This window comes from Botryobacter ruber, from assembly GCF_003347595.2.
GTDB classification, from domain to species: domain Bacteria; phylum Bacteroidota; class Bacteroidia; order Cytophagales; family Hymenobacteraceae; genus Pontibacter; species Pontibacter ruber_A.
In genome coordinates, this window is the sequence record NZ_QCZK02000024.1 from 18,414 (window position 1) to 39,145 (window position 20,732).

16 protein-coding genes are annotated in these 20,732 nt (G+C 50.7%); 5 read left to right on the forward strand and 11 right to left on the reverse strand.

Annotation, left to right across the window (positions count from 1 at the left end):
• Nucleotides 1-16 precede the first annotated feature (16 nt).
• The 4 genes from uvrA to DCW36_RS05455 form a co-directional block, all read right to left on the reverse strand.
• A complete protein-coding gene (gene uvrA / locus DCW36_RS05440) occupies nt 17-2,923 on the reverse strand; it encodes an excinuclease ABC subunit UvrA (RefSeq protein ID WP_114777345.1) in 2,907 nt (968 codons plus the stop codon).
• Between the two features lie 101 nt (nt 2,924-3,024).
• Nucleotides 3,025-3,411: a DUF202 domain-containing protein gene (locus DCW36_RS05445; RefSeq protein ID WP_114777721.1), complete on the reverse strand. Its 387-nt coding sequence runs from the start codon at nt 3,409-3,411 to the stop codon at nt 3,025-3,027.
• A gap of 217 nt (nt 3,412-3,628) precedes the next feature.
• On the reverse strand, nt 3,629-4,492 hold the full coding sequence (locus tag DCW36_RS05450) for an LOG family protein (protein ID WP_114777346.1): 864 nt from the start codon (nt 4,490-4,492) through the stop codon (nt 3,629-3,631).
• Between the two features lie 150 nt (nt 4,493-4,642).
• Nucleotides 4,643-5,890, reverse strand: coding sequence for an ABC transporter permease (locus DCW36_RS05455; protein WP_114777347.1), 1,248 nt, complete (start codon nt 5,888-5,890; stop codon nt 4,643-4,645).
• Between the two features lie 387 nt (nt 5,891-6,277).
• On the opposite strand from DCW36_RS05455, the gene DCW36_RS05460 reads away from it, so the two are divergent.
• The 3 genes from DCW36_RS05460 (at nt 6,278) to DCW36_RS05470 (ending at nt 8,849) form a co-directional block, all read left to right on the forward strand.
• Nucleotides 6,278-6,484, forward strand: a complete 207-nt coding sequence (locus DCW36_RS05460; protein WP_114777348.1) for a hypothetical protein — start codon at nt 6,278-6,280, stop codon at nt 6,482-6,484.
• 541 nt (nt 6,485-7,025) lie between these two features.
• Nucleotides 7,026-8,072, forward strand: a complete 1,047-nt coding sequence (gene queA / locus DCW36_RS05465) for a tRNA preQ1(34) S-adenosylmethionine ribosyltransferase-isomerase QueA (RefSeq protein WP_114777349.1) — start codon at nt 7,026-7,028, stop codon at nt 8,070-8,072.
• A gap of 90 nt (nt 8,073-8,162) precedes the next feature.
• Nucleotides 8,163-8,849, forward strand: a complete 687-nt coding sequence (locus DCW36_RS05470) for a 2-C-methyl-D-erythritol 4-phosphate cytidylyltransferase (RefSeq protein WP_114777350.1) — start codon at nt 8,163-8,165, stop codon at nt 8,847-8,849.
• Here DCW36_RS05470 and DCW36_RS05475 read toward each other — a convergent pair.
• From DCW36_RS05475 to DCW36_RS05485, 3 genes are all read right to left on the reverse strand, one after another.
• Nucleotides 8,833-9,564 (reverse strand): ABC transporter ATP-binding protein, encoded by a 732-nt coding sequence (locus DCW36_RS05475; protein WP_114777351.1) that lies wholly within the window; start codon nt 9,562-9,564, stop codon nt 8,833-8,835. The genes DCW36_RS05470 and DCW36_RS05475 overlap by 17 nt on opposite strands.
• Before the next feature lie 75 nt (nt 9,565-9,639).
• On the reverse strand, nt 9,640-9,861 hold the full coding sequence (locus DCW36_RS05480) for a DUF2795 domain-containing protein (protein ID WP_007652164.1): 222 nt from the start codon (nt 9,859-9,861) through the stop codon (nt 9,640-9,642).
• 266 nt (nt 9,862-10,127) lie between these two features.
• The gene (locus DCW36_RS05485) at nt 10,128-11,444 is read right to left on the reverse strand and encodes a DUF349 domain-containing protein (RefSeq protein ID WP_114777352.1); all 1,317 of its coding nucleotides are present in this window, start codon (nt 11,442-11,444) and stop codon (nt 10,128-10,130) included.
• A 362-nt stretch (nt 11,445-11,806) separates the two neighbouring features.
• Between DCW36_RS05485 and ettA the strand changes: the two genes are divergently transcribed.
• Together ettA and DCW36_RS05495 are read left to right on the forward strand one after the other, a co-directional pair.
• Nucleotides 11,807-13,477 carry an energy-dependent translational throttle protein EttA gene (gene ettA / locus DCW36_RS05490; RefSeq protein ID WP_114777353.1) on the forward strand — a complete coding sequence of 557 codons (1,671 nt, stop codon included), beginning with the start codon at nt 11,807-11,809 and terminating at the stop codon, nt 13,475-13,477.
• A gap of 1,155 nt (nt 13,478-14,632) precedes the next feature.
• Nucleotides 14,633-15,172, forward strand: a complete 540-nt coding sequence (locus DCW36_RS05495) for a 3-hydroxyanthranilate 3,4-dioxygenase (protein WP_114777354.1) — start codon at nt 14,633-14,635, stop codon at nt 15,170-15,172.
• 207 nt (nt 15,173-15,379) lie between these two features.
• Here the strand turns inward: DCW36_RS05495 and DCW36_RS05500 are convergent, their stop codons facing one another.
• The 4 genes from DCW36_RS05500 to DCW36_RS05515 form a co-directional block, all read right to left on the reverse strand.
• Nucleotides 15,380-16,834, reverse strand: coding sequence for a PKD domain-containing protein (locus DCW36_RS05500; protein WP_114777355.1), 1,455 nt, complete (start codon nt 16,832-16,834; stop codon nt 15,380-15,382).
• A 49-nt stretch (nt 16,835-16,883) separates the two neighbouring features.
• Complete coding sequence (locus DCW36_RS05505; protein ID WP_114777722.1) at nt 16,884-17,465, reverse strand: hypothetical protein; 582 nt, start codon at nt 17,463-17,465, stop codon at nt 16,884-16,886.
• A 282-nt stretch (nt 17,466-17,747) separates the two neighbouring features.
• A complete protein-coding gene (locus DCW36_RS05510) occupies nt 17,748-18,389 on the reverse strand; it encodes a response regulator (RefSeq protein ID WP_114777356.1) in 642 nt (213 codons plus the stop codon).
• A gap of 3 nt (nt 18,390-18,392) precedes the next feature.
• Complete coding sequence (locus tag DCW36_RS05515) at nt 18,393-20,357, reverse strand: tetratricopeptide repeat-containing sensor histidine kinase (protein ID WP_164891040.1); 1,965 nt, start codon at nt 20,355-20,357, stop codon at nt 18,393-18,395.
• Nucleotides 20,358-20,732 lie beyond the last annotated feature (375 nt).

Here is a 20,732-nt window from a genome sequence, read left to right on the forward strand (position 1 = left end):
TCTTTTTATGCAGCTGCTATTCTTCTGTCGTTTCAGCAGGGTCGTAGTAGTGGCTGGTGCGGAGCTCTTCTGCCAGGAACCGGGCGGTGTAGCCTTTGCCCTGTGCTGCTATCTCTTCGGGTGTACCCGTTGCCACAATCGTACCGCCGCCTTCTCCCCCATCCGGACCTATGTCAATAATATGATCGGCAATTTTGATCAGGTCGAGGTTGTGTTCGATAATAAGCACCGTGTTTCCTTTGTCGGCCAGTTTGTGCAGCACGTCGCTCAGGTGCTCGATGTCCTGGAAGTGCAGCCCGGTGGTGGGCTCATCCAGGATGTAGAGCGTTTGCCCGGTGTCTTTTTTCGACAGCTCCGTCGCCAGCTTCACGCGTTGCGCCTCGCCACCCGACAAGGTAGTCGCCTGCTGCCCCAGCGTGATATAGTCCAGCCCCACATCGTTGAGCGTGGAAATCTTGCGCAGGATGCGCGGATGCGCTTCGAAGAACTCTGTTGCTTTCTCCACCGTCATGTCCAGCACATCGGTTATCGACTTGCCTTTGTAACGCACCTCCAGGGTTTCGCGGTTGTAGCGCTTGCCTTTGCACACCTCGCAGGGCACGTACACATCGGGCAGGAAATTCATTTCGATGGTACGCATACCGGCTCCCTCGCAGGCTTCGCAACGACCGCCTTTCACGTTAAACGAGAAGCGGCCTGGCGAATAGCCCCTGATCTTGGCTTCGGGCAACGAGGCAAACAGCGAACGAATGTCGGTGAAAACGCCGGTGTAGGTAGCGGGATTGGAGCGCGGCGTGCGGCCAATCGGCGACTGGTCTACCTCAATTACCTTGTCAATCAGTTCCAGCCCCTCAATGCTTTTGTAAGGCAGCGGCTCGCGCTTCGCCCGGAAGAAGTGGTGGTTCAGGATTGGGTACAGCGTATCGTGTATAAGCGACGACTTGCCGCTGCCCGACACACCGGTTACACAGATCAGCTTACTCAGCGGCAGCTCCAGCGTTACGTTTTTCAGGTTATGCCCCGTTGCGCCAACCAGTTTCAGCACATTGCCATTGCCAGGTCGCTTTACCTTCGGCACTTTAATGCCACGGCGGTTGCTTAGGAAGTCGGCGGTGGTGGTGCCGGCCTGCATCATCTCCTGCGGCGTGCCGGCGGTTACAATCTGCCCACCGTGTATACCGGCTCCCGGACCTATGTCCACCACATAATCGGCCTGCAGGATCATATCCTTATCATGCTCCACCACAATAATGGAGTTGCCGATGTCGCGCAGGTCTTTCAGGGCGTTGATCAGGCGCTCGTTGTCGCGCTGGTGCAGGCCAATGCTGGGCTCATCCATGATGTAGAGCACCCCCACCAGCTGTGTACCAATCTGCGTCGCCAGCCGGATGCGCTGGCTCTCGCCGCCCGACAGCGTGCGCACAGGGCGGTGCAGGCTCAGGTAGTTCAGGCCCACGTCCAGCAGGAAACCGATGCGCTTGCGAATCTCCTTCAGCAGTTCCCGCGCGATTACGTTCTGCCGCTCGCTCAGGCGTTCCTCCAGGTTACTGAACCAGGCAGCCAGTTTGTTGATATCAAGCACCGACAGTTCACCGATGTTTTTGCCGTCGATCTTAAAGTGCAGCGATTCTTTCTTTAAGCGGTAGCCGTGGCAGTCGGGGCAGACGGTGGTCTGGGTAAACTCTTCCACCCAGGCACGGATATTCTCCGAGTCCGATTCCATCTGGCTTTTCAGGAAGTTCAGGATGCCCTGGAACTCGATAATGTAGGTTCCTTTTTTGGTGTTTACCTCCAGGTCCTCATCCAGCCCGTAAAGCAGCACCTTCTGCACTTCCTCCGGCAGGTCTTTAATAGGCGTGGCAACCGAAACTTTGTAGTATTTAAAAAGCGCCTCTATTTGTTTGAAAATCCAGATGTCGCGGTACTCGCCCAGCGGCGCAATGCCGCCACGCCGGATGCTCAGGTCTTTGTCCGGCATAACGGATTCTTCGGTTATTTCCTGGATCTCGCCCAGGCCGGTGCAGGTAGGGCAGGCGCCGTAGGGGGAGTTGAAGGAGAAGGAGTTTGGCGCCGGATCATCGTAGGCAATGCCGGTGGCCGGGTCCATGAGGTGGCGCGAGAAGAAGTGGGTCTGGCCGGTATCGGCATCCATGATCAGCACCATGCCTTTGCCATGCGTCAGCGCATTCTGCACCGAACTTGACAACCGGAAACGGTCTTCTTCTTTGGCTACAATCTTGTCGATCACGATCTCGATGTCGTGAATTTTGTACCGGTCTACCTGCATTTTCGGCGTCAGCTCCAGCAGCTCGCCATCTACGCGCACCCGCACAAAGCCCATCTTCCGGATCTGCTGGAATAGTTCGCGGTAGTGCCCTTTGCGGCCCTTCACCACCGGCGCCAGCACAACCAGCCGCTTCCCGTTAAAATTCTCCAGGATGTGGTTTACGATCTGATCGTCGGACTGGCGCACCATTTTCTCGCCTGTTACATAGCTGTAGGCATCGGCGGTGCGGGCCCAGAGCAGGCGCATAAAGTCGTAAATCTCGGTAATGGTGCCCACCGTGGAGCGGGGGTTGCGGCTGGTGGTTTTCTGCTCGATCGAGATAACCGGCGACAGGCCTTCTATCTTGTCCACGTCGGGGCGCTCCAGGCCGCCCATAAAGCTGCGGGCGTAGGCCGAGAAGGTTTCCATGTAGCGGCGCTGCCCTTCGGCATAAATGGTATCGAAGGCCAGGGAAGATTTACCCGAGCCGCTGATGCCCGTAAAAACCACCAGTTTGTAACGCGGCAGCTTCAGGCTGATATTTTTGAGATTATGTTCGCGGGCACCGTATACCTCTATCTGCTGCGCTTCTCCGTTCGGGGAGAGCGCTGCTGAAGCAGTGCCTGTATCAGGTGATTGCTCTTGCTTAAAAGCCATTCAGTATGCTTTGATTTAATTTGCAAAGGTACAAAATTACCCGTGTTTTGGTGCAACAATGTGCAGGCACAGGTTCAGCCACACAGGCAGCCGCAGCGCTTTTAGGGAGATGTGTCACGTTCATCCTGCGCGGTAACTTCTGCCAGCACCGGACTGGTAGGAACATACTCGTGTGTATACCGCAGAATTTCGGCTTTCTTCTTCGAAAACCGGTAATAACCAAAGTAACCGACACCAAGCCCCACCGGAATAAAAATCAAACCGAGACCAATATAGGCAGGATCTTCAAAAATCTTCATAAACGTAAGTCCGGCCAGCACCATCCCGATGGCAGACCGCACGTAGGCCAGAAAAGTACGCTCATTGGCCAACTTGGTGCGTTCCATCGCCAGGCTGTCGCGAATTTCAAGGTTATGCTTTTCCTTTACTTTAAGCTCCTGCTTAATTACTTTTCTCTCCTTCCTGCTTAACAACCTTCTTAAAACCATAGATGTGTATACGATAGCAAAACCGTTGGGGGTTAGCAAGACCGCTGCTGCTGCTATATTTTGTTTCGGGTACTACAAGCAGTTCCTCCGCAGGAGCAGAGGCTGTGGTGGCAGGAGCTGAAAAGTTTTCAGCGCCTGCCACCACAGCCTTACCTGCACAAAAAAAGCAAGCCGCTGCTGGGCTTGCTTCCGATAGTAGAAACTGTTTTGATATTGATTAGAAGTTTGGAGACAGCAGGTATTTGCTGTAGAAATCGTCGATGATTTTTACGGCTTCCGACGGATCGTCTACGATGTGCACCAGGTCCAGGTCTTCGGGGCTGATGTTGCTTTCTTCCTGCAGCATTACGCTGTCTAACCAGTCGAAGAGGCCCTGCCAGTAGGAGCGGCCAACCAGCACAATCGGGAAAGCGCCTATCTTTTTGGTCTGGATCAGGGTGATGGCCTCGAACAGCTCGTCGAGGGTGCCAAAGCCGCCGGGCATCCCGATAAAGCCCTGGGCATATTTTACGAACATGACCTTGCGCACAAAAAAGTAGTCGAAGTTAATGAGCTTATCGGGGTCGATGTAGATGTTGCTGAACTGCTCGAACGGCAGCTGGATGTTGAGCCCAACCGATTTACCACCCTCGGAGTGTGCGCCCTTGTTGCCGGCTTCCATAATGCCCGGTCCGCCGCCCGTTATCACACCATAGCCATGGCGCACGAGTTTGGCGGCAATTTCTTCGGCCATCTGGTAATAGCGGTGGTCGGACTTAGTACGGGCCGAACCGAAAATGGAAACGCAGGGACCGATCTTGGCCAGCTTTTCGAAGCCTTCTACGAACTCGGCCATCACTTTAAATATCTGCCAGGAGTCGGCTATTTTAATTTCGTTCCAGTCTTTATCAACAAACGCCTGCCGGATGCGGATGTCCTGTTCAGAGGCGGGAGCACCATGAACGTTTCCGTGTTCACGTAAATCGGTGATAGAGGTCGCCTTGTTTTCATTTACATCGGGGTGACGAATGGTTTTCCCGCTGCCGGGGTTATGCACCTCGTCGTTGAGTTTTGTCTTGCTTGTTTTGCTAAGCTTTTTCATAATTTTTTTCTTCTTCAGGACAGGAATTCCTGCGGATCTGTTTTAGCTGACAACATCCGTTTTTATATAATTTTTTATTGAGCAACAGCGCCTTTTCATTTCCAGGAAGCGGGACAGACAGCCTGTTCTCTCTAAATCAAGCAGTTATCCTTATTTGGACCGGATAGCGACCACCGGATCTAAGTTAGAAGCAAGCACGGCAGGTATAATTCCGGACAACATGCCTATGACCGCCGATACGCCGAGCCCCAGCAATATGTTACTTACCGATAACACTATCTTCATCAGGTCCTGCGGGATGAGCGTGAGCAGGAACACCAGCAGTATGCCAATGCTGCCGCCGATCAGGCTCAGGAACACCGCCTCGAACAGGAACTGGAACAGGATAAAGTAATTCTTGGCCCCTAACGATTTCTGAATGCCGATAATGTTGGTACGCTCTTTTACCGACACAAACATGATGTTGGCGATCCCGAAGCCGCCTACCAGTATGGCAAACCCGCCTATTACCCATCCCGCCAGCCCGATCACCTTAAAGAAACCGGTTACTGCTTCTGCAATCATTTCGGGGCGGTTCAGGGCAAAGCTGTCTTTGTCGCGGGGCCGCAGGCCGCGGATGTTGCGCAGCATGCCCTGCAGTTCATACTCCAGTTCCAGGAGCCCTTCGTCATCGTCGCGCCCTTTTATGCCAATGGTGGCACTCACGCCGTTAGGGCCCGTGTTGTAAATCTTGCTGAAAGCCCCGAAGGGCACAATGCCCTGCTTATCTAGGGTCGGCATGCCGAACATACTTTCCCCCTGCTTCTCCAGCACCGCGATCACCGTAAATTTCTGCCCGCTTACCTTCAGCGGTTTCCCGATGGGGTCCTGGTTCGGGTAAAGCCCTTCGGCCACCGCGCTCCCAATAATAATCACATTGCGCGAAGCATCAATTTCCTGCTGAATAAAGTACCGGCCCTGCTCTATGGGCAGATCCCGTATAATGTTATAGCCATAGGTAACGCCTGTCAGGCCTGCGTTCGAGAAGCTGTTGTTCCGGTATTTGAACAGGTTGTTCCCGCGGTCCGAAAAAAGAGCCATACCGGCATCGTTCGTAAGGTTACGGTCCAGCTGCCGGAACTCCCGCAACGTGGGCTGGGGTCGTCTGAAATATTCCCACCAGGGCCTGTCGTGGCTGAAGCTGATCGGCCATTTCTGCACATAAATAACGCGCTCCCCCAGAAAGCTCATGCTCTCCCGCACGTTCCGCTCCAGCGAATCGACGAGTGTAAACACGGCAATAATGGCAAAAATACCAATCGTCACGCCCAGCAACGACAGGATGGTCCGGAACAGGTTAGCTTTAAGGGCTTCCCAGGCAAAACGAAAACTCTCGGTAACCAGGCGCAGGTATAACATAAAACGTGGCAGTGCTTATTTTCTAAATTAACAATTATTTTGCCCAAAAACCGAATTGTAGAACCTTTTTGTGCATGCACAGCAGCAGAGAACCGTCATGGGCAGCACTCCCTTCAGCCGATGCGCATGAAGGCGCCACTTCACTTAACTATTTCTGCCGTAAAACGTTTTCAGAAGCAGCTGCACCAGATTTCTTACCACAGTGCCTGAACAAAATCCGGCAGCTTGATTATCATTATTTCTTTAAGGCAAGCGATACAATTTATTGAATAAATTCTTATGTTTGTTTAGTCAAATTTATGGCATACTAGTTAAAGGTTGAAAAACATGGATGTGAAGCCAGTGTTTGCGGTAGCTCTTGTAGCATGTTGTATGGCTGTTAGCTTTATGCTAAAAGTATATACCAACCAGACCAATGTCATACTTTTCAGTACAGCAGAAGCACCGGATCTGGTTAACAACGAGCCGAAGGGGCTGGCGGAGCAGTTTAAAAAAGTAAAAGCTGAATCTGCCGGGAACAAAATAAGTCAGCAGGGCGAAAATCTGGCAACGCGTGCCATTACCGTGAAGCTGTACACACAATCCCAGTTCTAAAACACAGCAGCCCGCTACTACCGCTTCTTACCACCCCCTCCCCCACAACAGGATATTTATTACTTTTTAATGGCAGCGCCGGGTATAACAGGCCATACCAGCATGCCCCTTTTCAACGGCCGGTTTTAGCTGCAGGCACTAAGGCAATGGTGGCAATGGCAGCAGAACAAATGCCGGTCCCGGCACCACGGCATCACCGGAAAAACAAAAGAAATCAGTTCACAGCCACTCTCACCACACCTGCTGCAGCAGTATGCAGCAAGAAAAAGAGAAGCACGCGCTGCCTGTAAGCTATTTTGGACGGGTAATGTGTTGCCTTACAGCGAAGAGGAGCATAATCCCGGGCAGAGTTATGCGAATAAACAGGGAAAATTAAGATTTATGAACTACCTTTGCAAACTATTTTCGACAGGAGAGGTTATTTTTAATGGACCACTTTTACATTTGCGTGCCTGCCATTGGCCGGAAACAGCCTGTAGCCACAGCAAATGCATGTAGAACGAACATCAATTAACAGCTTAAATACCGTAATATTTAACATATGAAGTTATCAGAATTTAAATTTGAACTTCCGCAGGAACTTTTAGCTACACACCCCGCTGCTAACCGCGACGAAGCACGCATGATGGTGGTGCACCGCAGCAGCGGCAAAATCGAGCACAGAATCTTTAAAGATATCCTGGAGTATTTTGACGACGGCGATGTAATGGTTGTGAACGACACCAAGGTTTTCCCGGCCCGCATGTACGGCAACAAAGAAAAAACCGGCGCCAAGATCGAGGTTTTCCTGCTGCGCGAACTGAACCGCGACATCCACCTGTGGGACGTGCTGGTTGATCCGGCCCGTAAAATCCGTGTCGGCAACAAACTGTACTTTGGCGAAAGCGACCTGGTAGCTGAAGTAATCGACAATACCACCTCGCGTGGCCGTACGATCAAGTTTTTATTTGACGGCACCGACGAGGAGTTTTACAAAACCATAAACGACCTGGGCGAAACGCCGCTTCCTAAATACATTAAACGGGAAGCCGAGCCCGAAGACAGGGAACGTTATCAGACGGTGTATGCCCAGAACGTAGGTGCTGTGGCGGCTCCCACTGCCGGTCTGCACTTTACCAAAGAAGTACTAAAGCGCCTCGAAGTAAAAGGCGTAGATGTAGCGCCGCTGACGCTGCACGTTGGCCTGGGCACCTTCCGTCCCGTAGATGTGGAAGACCTGACAAAACACAAGATGGACTCCGAGAACTTTAATGTTCCGCAGCCTACCGCAGAGCTTGTAAACCGGGCCCTGGATAATAAAAAGCATGTGTGTGCTGTTGGTACTACCACCATGCGCGCCCTGGAATCGTCGGTATCGGCGAGCAGCCGCCTGAAGCCAAACGAAGGCTGGACAGACAAGTTCATTTTCCCGCCGTACGATTTCAAAATTGCCAACAGCCTGCTCACCAACTTCCACATACCGGAGTCTACGCTGCTCATGATGACAGCTGCTTTTGGCGGTTACGAGCTGATTATGAAAGCGTATGAAGAGGCTGTAAAAGAAAAATACCGCTTTGCCAGCTACGGCGATGTGATGCTGATTTTATAAGCGGCACCTATACCCGTTACAAAACAAATGCCCCGGTTAAGCAATAGCCGGGGCATTTGTTTTTATATTGCTGCAGCAAAAACAGTTTGAATGAAAGAGAAACCAGAGGAGTACGCGATTATTGTGGCCGGCGGCACGGGCAGCCGCATGCAGCGCGAAGTTCCCAAACAGTTTATTGAGGTAGCCGGCAAACCCATCCTGATGCACACCATCGAACGCTTCTATGCCTACAACCCGCAGCTACGGCTGATCGTGGTACTGCCGGAGAGCCAGCTGGAAACATGGCGGCAGCTGTGCCGGCAATACAGGTTCAACATTTTCCATTTAACGGTGGCAGGCGGCGCAACACGCTTCCAATCCGTAAAAAACGGGCTGGCTGCGGTTACTGCAGGCGAGGCACTGGTGGCGGTACACGACGGGGTGCGTCCTTTTGTGAGCACAGCCATTATACAAAATTCTTTCCAGACTGCTGCACAACAAGGCAATGCCATCGTAGCCGTTTCCCCTAAAGATTCGATCCGGGAACTGACCGGTACGACAAGCAAGGCTGTGGCACGCACCAATTACAAGCTGGTGCAAACACCCCAGACATTCCGGGCTGAGCTTCTGAAGCGGGCATACGAGCAACCGGAGCAGGACTTTTTTACCGACGATGCCTCGGTAGTGGAACAACTGGGCGAGCAGATCGTGCTGGTGGAAGGCAGCTACCGCAACATCAAAATCACAACGCCCGAAGACCTGCTGCTGGCAGAGGCATTTGCTAAGGAACCGTTATAGGCTGGCGGCTGCTCTCCAGGAACTCCTGGTTTTGCTGTATGGCTTCCAGGGAAATGGGTTCTAAGGCCGGAGAAGGTTTAGACAGGTTAAGGAGGTAGCCCTGCAGTGGCAGCAGGTTGTACAGGTCATGCGTGATGCACAGCACTGTTTTGCGGTTTTCCAGCACCCAGTGCTGCAGCAGCGAGAACACCTGCTTTTTAAAGTACACATCCAGCTGCTGCGTAGGCTCGTCCAGCAGGCAAATGGCGGCGTCCTGCAAGGTTAGCTGCGCCAGCCATATCAGTTGTTGCTCCCCGCCCGAGAGGGTCGTAAAATCCTGCTCCAGCAGGTGCGAAAGCTGCAGTTGTTCCACCACCGAAGCGGCCAGGGCATAATCGGCGGCGCTGTAGTTTTCCAGAAAGCGCTTCTTCCGGAACAACCCCATCACCACCAGGTCGTGCACCTTAATCGGGAAGGATACGAAGTTCTTTTGCGGGAGGTAACCGAGGATTCCGTTGGCAGCAGGATGGGGTATGGTCTTCAGGTTCTGCCCTTGCAGGATGATCTGCCCCTGGTAAGGCACCTGCTGCTGAAAAGCTTTGAAAAGGGTACTCTTGCCAACCCCGTTATGCCCAATTATGGCTACAAAAGCAGGCGCTGGTACAGAAAAAGAAAGGTTGCGGATAAGAACACGCTGTTCATAACCCGCAACCAGGTTTTTTACTTCAACGATCAAACGCTAATCAAATATTGAATTAAGCACGGCGGCAGCAGCTTTTCGCTTCCGGCCGCCTTAAAATTCTTAATGCTCTTAGTACTCGTCCTCGTTAAACATGAAATCTTCCTTAGTAGGATAATCTGGCCAGATTTCCTCTATGTTTTCATAAGGTTGTCCGTCGTCTTCAAGTGCCTGCAGGTTTTCCACCACTTCCATTGGCGCGCCAGAACGGATTGAGTAATCAATAAGTTCGTCTTTAGTCGCTGGCCAGGGTGCATCCTCCAGGTATGAAGCTAATTCCAGTGTCCAATACATAATATGTTCTCCTTAACTTATGGCTGAAAAAATTTAGTTTGCAAAAGTATTAATAAATATATAAACAAAAATTTTTTTTAAAAATAATTTGTTTTTTCTCCTTTTTTACCAACACAACGAATTCAAGTTGCAAATGTTGGTTATGCCCGGAGGTTTTTTTAAAAAAAGTTTGTCTCCGAAGGCATCTAAAAGAGGCCCTCTTGCGGGTTATTAATACTAAGGCAGGAACACAAGGCTAAGTATCAGCTGCTTCCGGCAACCGGCTTCTAACTTCCGGAAGTCACCAGTTTGTTTTTGAAGATAGAAATCAGGTGCTCTTTGGTATCTATTTTACGCTTAAAGTTCCGGATTTTGCCTTGCAGCATACTCCTGAACGCCTCGTTCCCGGGCGAATCGCTTAGCTTACCCAGGTTAGACTCCAGCACTTCTAACTCCTGTTTGTCTGACTTAATAAACTCTTTCAGGGCATTGATACGGGCCTGTGCCCCCTCCGTTTCACTCATTTTTTCGTTAGAGGCCTGCTGACGCTTCCGGATGTAGTGCTCCAGGCTGCTCATTTCAAATATCTTGTCGCATGCCTTTATAAAACGCTCCCACACCGCATCCGAAACAGAAGGGTGTACCGGCCCTACCTTCTTCCATTCGGCCTGCAGTTCTTTGGCGCGTTTTACGGAAGCATTCAGGTTGTTTTGCTGCAGCAACTGCTCTGCCTCGGTAACCAGCGCTTCCTTCTTCTCCAGGTTGGCCTCGTAGAATTTATCCCTGGACTGGTTTTTTTCGTTGTTGATCTTGTTTTTCAGCCGCTCAAAAAAGTGATTGTGGGCTTTGCGGAATTCCGTCCATAGGTTGCTGGTTACTTTGCGGGGCAGGCTGCCGCCTACTTCTTTCCACTCGTTCTGCAGTTGCTTGAGCTTTTGTGTGGTTGCCTCCCAGTCTTCGGAATTTTGTAGCGCCACCGACCGCGCAATCAGGTTTTTATACCTTTCGTAAATGCGGTTCTGCATTTGCTTCTTATCGGTAAAGAATGACTTTTTGCGTTCGAAGAACACTTCCAGCGCCGCCTTAAACCGCTCTTCAATCTCGTCGGTCAGTTCTTTCTCCACCGGGCCTGTTTTAATCCAGGTAGCGCGCAGTTCCTTCAGTTTATCGGATGTCTCCTGCCACTCCACGCTTTCCTGCAGCGCCTCCGCTTCCTGTATCAGCCCAATTTTTATAGCAAGATTTTTTTCCCTGTTCTGCTTGATGGTCTCTTTTATCTCTTCCTCGGCCGCACTCAGCTTGTAATAAAGCGCTTCAAAATCGCCTAAAGCATCGTAGCTGCCTATTTGCTCTTTCAGGTGCAGCACTTTCATCAGAAAAGAGCCTTTGTTTTCAGAGGTTTCTATACGTTCCAGCAGGTTTTTCACCTTATCCTGAAACATTTCAAAACGTTTTGCAAAGTAAACAAGCGAATCATTTTCCGATTCTTTCACTTCGCCTACCTGCCTGGCCGGATAGTTCATAAATGCTTTCAGCCAAACTTGCTGGTCTTGAGTAAAGCCATATTGCTGGGCTTCTTTCAATAGTAGATCGTGGTTTTCCATTTACTGGATCGGGTTTTTGTAAAATAAGGAGCAAGGTAAAAAAGTAACTTAACTAGCATACGCAGTTCATCGGGCTGCGTTTGCCGGGGTACTCCTAAAAAGCTGGAGCCAGGCCATACAACCCGGACCTGTGGTACTTTTCCACCATAGGTCCGGACCTCATTATGCTGAGTGCCTTTCACAAGTTTAATCATTTCGGTTCATATTTGTGAAGGGTAAATGCATGATTTTTTCCGATATTTGTAATTCCTTACAGAATAACTGATTTCTGGCTGCAGGTAATATCCCAAATCTGATATATTTTCCGGATTGGTCTGCATCAGGCACAGTATTTAAATTGGCACAAAACGAACAAACATACCATGAGTAACGAAACTATCATATTTTCGATGGCCGGGGTAAGCAAAATTTACCCTCCAAAGAAACAAGTACTTAAAAACATTTACCTGTCGTTTTTCTACGGCGCCAAAATTGGCGTGCTTGGTCTGAACGGTTCCGGTAAATCGAGCCTGCTTAAAATTATTGCCGGCGTAGACAAGGAATTCCAGGGCGAAGTGGTGTGGTCGCCGGGCTATACAGTAGGCTACCTGGAGCAGGAACCGCACCTGGACCCAACCAAAACCGTGCGCGAGGTAGTGGAAGAAGGCGTAAGCGAAGTAGTGGGCCTGCTGCGCGAATTCGACGAGATAAACATGAAGTTTGCCGAGGAGATGACCGACGATGAGATGAACAAGCTCATTGAGCGGCAGGGCGAAGTGCAGGAGCGCCTCGACCAGCTCAACGCCTGGGAACTCGACAACCGCCTGGAGCGCGCCATGGATGCCCTGCGCACGCCCCCCGAAGATGCCGTGATCGCCAACCTGTCGGGTGGTGAGAAGCGCCGCGTGGCCCTGTGCCGCCTGCTCCTGCAGGAGCCGGACGTGCTCCTGCTCGACGAACCTACCAACCACCTCGATGCCGAGTCGGTGGACTGGCTGGAGCAGCACCTGCAGCAATACAAAGGCACCGTGATTGCCGTTACCCACGACCGTTACTTCCTCGACAATGTGGCCGGCTGGATACTGGAGCTCGACCGTGGCGAAGGTATTCCGTGGAAAGGCAACTACAGCAGCTGGTTAGAGCAGAAGTCTACGCGCCTGTCGCAGGAGGAGAAGACGGAAAGCAAGCGCCAGAAGACGTTACAGCGCGAATTGGAGTGGGTGAAGATGGCGCCAAAAGCCCGTCATGCCAAATCCAAAGCACGTATCAGCCAGTACGACAAGCTGGCCGGCGAAGACGTGAAGCAGAAAGAAGAGAAACTGGAGCTGTTCATCCCGGATGGTCCGCGCCTGGGCGCACAGGTAATAGAGGCGCACCACGTGAGCAAGGCCTACGGCGATAAACTGCTGTTCGAGGACCTGAACTTCGCGCTGCCGCAGGGTGGCATTGTGGGCATCATTGGTCCGAACGGTGCCGGTAAAACCACTTTGTTTAAGCTGATAACCGGCCAGGAGAAGCCTGATGCCGGCGATTTTACGGTAGGCTCTACCGTACAGATTTCGTATGTAGACCAGGAGCACGCCCACCTCGACCCAACTAAGTCGGTGTTTGAAGTGATTTCCGGTGGCACCGAGCACATGATGATGGCCGGGCGCCAGGTGGTATCCAGGGCCTACGTGAGCAAGTTTAACTTTTCGGGTGGCGACCAGGAGAAGAAAGTAGAGAAGCTGTCGGGTGGGGAGCGCAACCGCGTGCACCTGGCCATGACACTGAAAGAAGGCGGCAACCTGCTGCTCCTCGACGAACCAACCAACGACCTGGACGTGAATGCTATCCGGGCGCTGGAAGATGCTTTGGAAAACTTTGCCGGCTGCGCCGTTATCATCTCCCACGACCGCTGGTTCCTCGACCGTATCTGTACGCACATCCTGGCCTTCGAAGGCGAGTCGCAGGTATACTGGTTTGAAGGCAACTATACCGAGTACGAAGAGAACAAGAAGAAGCGTATGGGCGATGTAGAGCCGAAACGCATCCGCTATAAAAAACTGGCTTAGCCCCCGGATTAAAAGATAAAAGCGCCCCGTGGTTTTCCATCGGGGCGCTTTTGTTTTCTATTGCCCCCCACCCTGCACCAGCGTTCTTCCGGCTCCTTGTTTTGTCTCTACAGCCATTCCTGCACCGAAACCAGCAGGAGAAAGACTGCCACAGCCATCCCTTCATTAAGCCCCGACTAACCAGCCTGAGGCTTCATCAGCCTTTTCAGAATTATTACAAGTATTTATTTTGTTTTTTTCTTTCCGAGCGAAAGCTCATCATATCAACCTTCAATTAAACCGATGTTACAACAGTACTTTTTCATTTTTTTATCAAACAAAACATAGGTAAACGGCTATTCATCTGTTTAGATGCGCAGGTCAATTTCCGGACTAATTTCCAGACGCTTTTTAAAACCGCAAATAGCTGTATATCAGCAAGTTAATTTACAAACCTAAATTTACCTTTTACTCAATAAAAGCTGCCATTCACCCTTGTTTTTGAACTATATACTTATTTTTTAAAACAATAAAATATATTTTTCATAAATTATATCAAAATCATAAAAAAAATCTACATTTGCATGGAACGAACAATCGTTTGTACTCGTAGATATAAAAACAAGAGCTATAAGGGCTTAATGACCTATGTTTTATAACTTTAATATTTATTATTATGAAAAAATTTTACTTAAGTGCCGATGCAGTTGCTTATTTGGTAATCGCTAGCTATTTCGCAGCTATTGGAACTGTTGCTTACTTTGTTTCTTAGTAACGGCAGTCCAGTGCAGAGCAGGAGACTGCATAGGAGAAAAAGCTCCTGCTCTGCATCTCTTTACAATCAGATTTGGTTCTGAAGCAGCTTATAACTGTCCCCCCTCATGTCTTTGGTGCAGGCACTGGTTACGATGGCCTTACCTCCTGTGCAGGAGCGAAGGCACCAGCACCTGCAGGCATCTTGCTGCGCTTCGCAGCAGCTCAATTCCTTTTTTTATTCTTTGGGTACCTCTCCACAAGCATTTCATCTTGTTTCCGGTGCTTATTGCTGTTTGCTTCGCCGGAAGCCCTAGCCGGGAGCTGTGGCAATGGTGGCTGGTACAGCAAAGCGCCAGAACGCTGTTGCCAATTGTCTTTGTTTTTGCGTACTTTCGGTAATCAACCAAAGTAACTAAACAGATGGCTATAGCAAGACCCTTTAACTTTAAGCAGTGGATAGACGAACACCGCCACCTGCTTAAGCCGCCTGTGGGCAACCAGCAGGTATTTAAAGGCAACGACGATTTTATTGTGATGGTAGTGGGCGGCCCCAATGCCCGTAAAGATTACCACTACGACGAAGGCGAAGAATTCTTTTACCAGCTGGAAGGCGACATCATGCTCAAGATAATTGAGGACGGCAAACCTGTAGATATTCCGATCAAAGAAGGCGAGATTTTCCTGCTGCCGCCCCGCGTGCCCCACTCGCCCCGCCGGCCTGCCAACACGATAGGCCTGGTGGTGGAGCGTTACCGCAAACCCGGCGAGAAAGACGGTTTCCTGTGGTTCTGCGAGAACTGCGGCAATAAACTTTATGAAGAATATGCCGATGTAACCGACATTGTAGAGCAGCTTCCTAAAATTATGAACAACTTCTGGGAGAGCGAAGAGCGCCGCACCTGCAGCAACTGCGGTGAGGTAATGCAACCGCCTGCCAAACCTACCGAAGCCCCGAAATAGGCATGTCCTCTTCTCTCCTCTCGCTGGGAACAGCAGCAGAGGCTGTGGTGGCAGGTGCAGCAAAGCTTTTTTCCTGTTAAAACAGCAGGTAAGGCAATGGTGGGTGGTGCAGCAGCGCAGAAAAAGCCTTTCACCTCACCAACAAAAAGCGGCTGCTCCGGTACATCGGGCAGCCGCTTTTTGTTGGTGAGGCATATTTCCTGTTAGTTAAAAATAGTCGTAGAAGATAGCGGCCAGGGCGTTGTTGGTAAAGGTATTGCTGGTTTCCACGTCTGCGTTCAGCGTGGAGTCGTCGCCGTACACATGGATGCCGTAGCCGCCGCTGTTGCTGATGGTTGAGTTCCTGATGGACAGGCTGCCTCCGTGCGATACGGCTATGCTTGTTTTTACTTCCGAAATCAGGTGTTCGCCACCGGCATATTTTATATCTACGTGTTCCATTACATTTGAAGAACTTCTGGTATAGATAACAAAGCCGTTCCAGGAGCCGGTGGTTTTAACGGCACCGGTAATCGTAATTTTCTTACCGGCAGTACCGATGGCTTTTATGTATCCTTCCCCAATATCAAAATGGGTATCTTCGGCCACCTCGATGGTAATGCCGGGCGTTAATTTCCAACCGGTCATGACGTTCATGGTGCCCAGCAGCCTGTAAGGCGTGTTGTCGTTAAAGGCCTGCCACACCACTTCGCCAGGACCATTAATAAATGAAGACTGTACTTCGATGATGTTTCTGCCGTTGTTACTGGTAAATACTGTAACGGCATCCAGTTTAGGCACGTTCACGGCTGTGAGCAGCACCGGGGCTTCGTGGTTGTTACTGAAAACATTAGAGGCAAAACCATAGAGGGTAGAGCCGTCGCGCAGGTACAACCCGTACCCGCCGCTGTGAGCTACTGTGGTGTTCTTTATTGTGATGCGTGCCCCGTCCGATACGGCAAGCGCCGTTTTTACATCGTCTACCAGCCCTGTGCTTCCTGCATATAAAATTTCAACATGAGAGAACTCGTTGGCGCTGCTGTTGGAGAAGAACATGAGGCCGGTCCAGTAGCCTTTCTGAGCCGCTTTGCCTGTAAAGCGAATCTTTTTATCTGCTTCGCCTTTGGCAATCAGCACACCGCCGTCATTAACATCCATGGCCACATCTTCGGCAAACGCAATCACAACGCCTGGCTTTATGGTAAGCTGCGCATCTACTCCTATCCGGCTGTTCACGACATAGTCCGGGAGCGCGGGGTCCTGCACCCTGTCTTCGAGCGTGGTGTTTGCGGTGATGTTGTCCAGTACCAGCGGTGTGGTGGCAGCAGTAGCAATAACCAGTACTTTGTCGGTGTGGGAAAGGGAGGCACTGCTTACAGTCAGTTCCAGCTCGTATTCGCCGGGCTTATCCGGCATAAAAGCAGGGTTGGTGGTGGTAGCACCCTCCAACAAGGCATTGCTGCCTGCCGGTTTTTTTACCAGGCTCCACGCATAGCTGAGCGACATGTTTGCGCTGCCTTTGGAGGCAGTGCCGTCGAGCATAACCGTTTCGCCGATCTCTACCGTTTTGTCGGTTCCGGCATTAGCGGTGATGGTAGCCGGTTGTGGGTCTTCTTTTTCGCAGGAAGTGAGCAGGACAGTGACTGCCACAGAGAGCATGAAAAATGGTCTGATGAATTTCATAGTTTTAGATTTAATCGGTTTGAAAAATGTGCTGTTTAGAATTTGTTGCTTATTCTGTTCTTTGGTAGACGAAGAGCGGGTCGGTGCCTCCCTGGTCATCTTCGCCAAACACATAGAGTAACTTTTCACCGTCTATTACCCTGATTTCATAAAGGATGGTAATGGGTTTTAAATCGTCCGGAGTAGCCTGTCGTTCGCTGGTTTCGTTGCTGCAGCTGGCGGAGGTGCCTTTTTTGATGGTTTTAAAGCTGCCCTCTACCGGGTAAAAAATGAATTTGTTCGTACCTTCGAACTTAACCGTGCCTTTTTTGCGGGTGTAGATTTCGGTAACACAGTTGGAGCCGTTGCGCATGCCCAGGTACTGCTCAAACTCCATCCGCCCTTTGCCATCTACTTCCGAAAAACGGTACTGGCGTCCGGCCTCCAGTTCTTTGCCCACTTCGTTGCCATCGGCATCGTAGTAAGACTGCGGACCGGAATACCCCCAGAACCAGACACCGCCTTTAAAATCGGCATGAACGGCAGTGCCTGGCGAATTCTGGTAGGGGTCCTGGGGTACTACTGGATCTTTTTCACACCCCAAGGTGATAAAAAGCAGCAGCAGGCAGGTTAAAAAATTAGCTTTTTTCATAGTATAGGTTTTAGAGGTTTTCAGGTGCAACTAAGCTGTAAAGGCCTCTGCACAGCAGGCAGCACGCTACAGCACCGGTTTTGTAAAATGCTCTCCTGCAACAATTTGCCTGGCGTTTATCCTCTTAGTTACATGACAAAATTAAGGCGCCGGAAGCCCGTGCGCCTGCGCAGAAATGCTGAAAAAAATAATTAAGTAGTACTACTTAGAAAATGAGGCCGGCACTGCCGCCGGCCAGGCAGGAGATACAGAGAAAGGTGCGGAAATGGCAGCAGCAGAAACTTACTCGATGAGTCCTCGTTTGATGGCTTCTTTTACCAGGGCGGCGGTGTTTTTGGCTTCGAGCTTTTGGGTGAGGTTAAAGCGGTGGGTTTCCACGGTCCGGAGGCTCAGGAACAGCTTATCGGCTATTTCCTGGTTGGAGTGCTCTTCGGCTATCAGTTTCAGGATTTCTTTTTCGCGCTTAGTCAGCGGAATTTCGTACATGGAGCGCCGCTGCCCGCCGATGCTTTCGCGGAGGAGCAGGTTTTTGATGGGCTCGTCGATGTATTCCTGCCCGTCGGCTACTGCTCTGATGGCTTTTAGCAACGTTTGCTGGTCGGCGTTTTTCAGTACGTAACCGGAGGCGCCATTCCGCAGCATCTGCTTCACGTAATGGGAATCATCAAAACTGCTGAAGGCTATTATTTTTATGTTCTTGTGCTGGCGAAGCACCAGTTTACACAAGTCGATACCACTGCAACCGGGCATCTGGATATCGAGCAAAATAACATCGGGCTGTGCCTCCTGCAGGTGCTCCAGCAAGGCGTTGCCATCGGTGGCGGTACAGATGATGCTAATACCGGGAACATCGGAAAGCATGGCTACCAGCCCGTTAATAACTACCTGGTGGTCGTCTACAATAGCGAGTCGTATGGCATCCATAGGTTATGCCAGTTCTTTTTCTAACATAGCGGTATTGAATTCCAGGTAAGCACTTACGCCACTTCCGGCTTCAGCATCCACTTCCATTTTCCCGTGGATGGCTTCCACCCGCGACCGCAGCGTCAGCAGCCCCAACCCGTCGGAAGAGGCGTTTTTGTTGCTGATGCCGACGCCGTTATCTTCTACGGTAATGGACAAGATGTTCTCCTGCTGGCTCATCTGCACAATGGCGTGGGTGGCTTTGGAGTGTTTGATGATGTTGTTGAGCAGCTCCTGCACGATGCGGTACACCGACAACTCAAAGCCGCTGCTGTAGCGCTTAATATCGCCCCAGGAATCGTACTGCACCTCCAGCATGTCTTTGTTCATGATGCTCTGGCAGTACCGGCGCAAGGCTTCGTCGAGACCGTAATGCAGCAGCACCTCCGGCATCAGGTTGTGGGCGGTTTTCCGTACTTCGTCCGAAGCCTCGTCGAGCAGGTAAATAGCCTGCTTATAGCCGGTGGCAGCACTTACCTCAGGGTTAGCAACCGACAAGCTGCTCATGTGCATTTTTACGGCTGCCAGCATACCGGCCACCCCATCGTGCAGGCTCCTGGAAATCCGGCTGCGCTCTCCCTCCTCCCCCTGCATCACGGCATGCAGCAGCTGAATTTCTTTTTCCTGCTGCATGGTCTGCAGCTGCCGGGCGTACAGTTTTCTTTTGTGGCGCAGGTTCAGGTACACCATGCCTGCCACCAGCAAAGCCACCAGCGTGGCGGCTACACTGTAGATGACAAAACTTTTTGTCTGCTGCAACTGCAGGTCCTGCTTTGCTATTTTCAGCTGGCTCTCGGATAAGGCTTTCTCCTTTTGTGCCGTCTGGAATTTGATTTCGAGCTCCGCTACATTTTTCTTGTCTTCGAGGTTGTTGGTGCTGTCTTTAAAAATCACGTACTTCTGGTAAAACTCCAGCGCTTCTTTGTGGCGGTTCAGCTTAGCATAGGCATCGGAGAGGCCCTGATATACATCGTCGAGCTGAATGGTAGTGCCCTGCTTCTGCCCCAGTTCCAATGCTTTGTTTAAATAAAAAAGGCGCTGCTGCTGGTTACCTGCCAGCTTGTGTCCCTCTGCCAGGTTGATATAGCTGATAAGGACATAGTGGTTATCTTCTGAAGCCAGCGCATGCTTCAGGGTTTGCGCTGCATGGTATAATATAGGCTTTGCTTCTTTTGTTTTGATATACACCTCTGTCATGCTGGTATGCGCGACTACGAGGTTACGAAGTTTTCCGGAGGCCTGCGCAACGGAAAGTGCTTCTCTGGAATACGTCAGGGCTTCCGGGAACTGGTCAAGCGACGACAGGCAGTTGGCCATCCCGTACAGGCCGTTGATCAGTTTGGTGGTGTCCTGCGCTTCCCGAGCCACGGCCACGCCTTTTTTAAAGTAGGCGATGCCCTTTTCGAACTTACTCAGGTTGTAATACATCACGCCCATGGCGTTGTTTGCCTGCGCCAGCATGGGCTTGTCATTTGTGTTTTCCAGGATGCGAATGGCCTGCATGGTTGCGTTAATCCGGGTATCCATGTCGCCGATTCGTTCGGATACCGCGCCCAGATTGAGCAGGCACATAACTACAGAGCTGGTGTCGTTGTCTTTCTTAAAAAGCGGAATGGCCGTTTTGAAATCTGCTATTGCCTTTTTATCCTCACCGGAATTGGCATGAATTACGCCCATATTGAGCCAGGCAATGCCCTGCCAGTAAGGGTAATCCAGCTTTTCACCTAACTTCAGCAACTCCCTGTAAAGCGCCATCGACTTCTTCGTATCCGTCTCTACAAGTTTCCAGGCATAATTTGCCAGGTCCACCACCTTTGCGCTGTCATCCTTCGCCGCCAGAATCCGGGCCATGGTGGTATCTTGCTGCGCCTTAGCCTGTAGCTGCAACAGCACCAGCAGCATGCATACGAGTAAGCTTGTTATACGCATCCTTAACACCTCTTCATCCATGAAAATATAGTACAACCAATATAGTATACCAGCTAAACAGTTATTGTACGACAGGAGAAGTATTTTCTTTCCTATCCCTGAGAAGCAGAACACCCGCAGGTGCTATAGATCTCAGAAAACGCTGTAATTAATTCACCCGCTGCACATTCCACCAGTTAACAGAATAGTTAAATTCACAAGAAAAATTATTCAACCAAGGTAACAAATCTCATTTTTATTTGAGAAAATAAAAACAAAATTTTTAACATTACTTAAAAACAGAGAGCATCTTGTACCAATAAGTACATCTGAAAGAAGCAGAAGGAGTGGTGGCTGCTGCTGTTAACTTTTCGGAGCCTGTATCAGGTGAAAAAA

Excerpts from the sequence above, each read along its gene's own strand:
- uvrA (WP_114777345.1), bottom strand. The coding sequence starts at position 2,923 with ATGGCTTTTAAGCAAGAGCAATCACCTGATACAGGCACTGCTTCAGCA.
- DCW36_RS05445 (WP_114777721.1), bottom strand. The coding sequence starts at position 3,411 with ATGGTTTTAAGAAGGTTGTTAAGCAGGAAGGAGAGAAAAGTAATTAAG.
- DCW36_RS05450 (WP_114777346.1), bottom strand. The coding sequence starts at position 4,492 with ATGAAAAAGCTTAGCAAAACAAGCAAGACAAAACTCAACGACGAGGTG.
- DCW36_RS05455 (WP_114777347.1), bottom strand. The coding sequence starts at position 5,890 with ATGTTATACCTGCGCCTGGTTACCGAGAGTTTTCGTTTTGCCTGGGAA.
- DCW36_RS05460 (WP_114777348.1), top strand. The coding sequence starts at position 6,278 with ATGCTAAAAGTATATACCAACCAGACCAATGTCATACTTTTCAGTACA.
- queA (WP_114777349.1), top strand. The coding sequence starts at position 7,026 with ATGAAGTTATCAGAATTTAAATTTGAACTTCCGCAGGAACTTTTAGCT.
- DCW36_RS05470 (WP_114777350.1), top strand. The coding sequence starts at position 8,163 with ATGAAAGAGAAACCAGAGGAGTACGCGATTATTGTGGCCGGCGGCACG.
- DCW36_RS05480 (WP_007652164.1), bottom strand. The coding sequence starts at position 9,861 with ATGTATTGGACACTGGAATTAGCTTCATACCTGGAGGATGCACCCTGG.
- DCW36_RS05485 (WP_114777352.1), bottom strand. The coding sequence starts at position 11,444 with ATGGAAAACCACGATCTACTATTGAAAGAAGCCCAGCAATATGGCTTT.
- ettA (WP_114777353.1), top strand. The coding sequence starts at position 11,807 with ATGAGTAACGAAACTATCATATTTTCGATGGCCGGGGTAAGCAAAATT.
- DCW36_RS05495 (WP_114777354.1), top strand. The coding sequence starts at position 14,633 with ATGGCTATAGCAAGACCCTTTAACTTTAAGCAGTGGATAGACGAACAC.
- DCW36_RS05500 (WP_114777355.1), bottom strand. The coding sequence starts at position 16,834 with ATGAAATTCATCAGACCATTTTTCATGCTCTCTGTGGCAGTCACTGTC.
- DCW36_RS05505 (WP_114777722.1), bottom strand. The coding sequence starts at position 17,465 with ATGAAAAAAGCTAATTTTTTAACCTGCCTGCTGCTGCTTTTTATCACC.
- DCW36_RS05510 (WP_114777356.1), bottom strand. The coding sequence starts at position 18,389 with ATGGATGCCATACGACTCGCTATTGTAGACGACCACCAGGTAGTTATT.
- DCW36_RS05515 (WP_164891040.1), bottom strand. The coding sequence starts at position 20,357 with ATGCGTATAACAAGCTTACTCGTATGCATGCTGCTGGTGCTGTTGCAG.